1 pseudogene is annotated in these 694 nt (G+C 41.2%); it reads right to left on the bottom strand.

Features of this window, described 5'->3' with window-relative positions:
• A pseudogene (locus ACFINZ_RS10960) lies at window positions 1-694 on the bottom strand (hypothetical protein); the annotation flags it as partial.

The raw sequence follows: 694 nt of genomic DNA, 5'->3' as shown, positions 1-694 counted from the left end.
AGCTGCATAAGGGCCACCGCCCTCGAAGCCTCGTGCCCAAAGCCAACTTTCGTCGGAAAGTAACATACCTACACGTCCTTTTCCTTCATGGGAAAGAAGCAAAAGTGGTTGTTCATCTGCTCCTTTCATGAGGGAGATGCCTTTATGTGTGTTTTCAATTGCAATTTGTCGTAGCCACTGTCCCCATTGAGAGGCTGGATGAGTTGATGTTGCAAGACCTCTTGTGACAGGATGACGTTCGCCTTCTTTTGTTAACGTAGGGCGGAAAGGCTTTTGAATAATAACACCATTGGGTAATGCAGGGAGGATGCTTATTAATGGTGTTTTTGCAAGCGAATTTTTTTGGGTAAATTCAGGTCCTGTTACCATCAACAATGCACCACCCTTTTGTACATATTGAGCGATATAATCATAATAAATTAAGGGGAGAACAGTAGAGTGTTGGTAGCCATCTAAGATAATCAGATCAAAATTATCAATCTCTTCAACAAAGAGCTTCCTTGTAGGAAAAACTACGAGTGATAGTTGGCTTAATGGCGTATTATCTGCTTTGTTGGGAGGACGCAAAATAGTAAAATGAACAAGATCAATATTTGAGTCACCTTTCAAAAGATTACGCCATGTCCGTTCACCATTGTAAGGTGCGCCGGAAATAAGAAGAACACGTAAATTTTCTCTAATTCCTTCAATGGTA

This window comes from Bartonella sp. AA81SXKL (genome assembly GCF_042196945.1).
Lineage (GTDB): Bacteria > Pseudomonadota > Alphaproteobacteria > Rhizobiales > Rhizobiaceae > Bartonella.
Note: the sequence above shows the minus strand (reverse complement) of the source record. Positions and strands in the feature narration are given on the sequence as shown.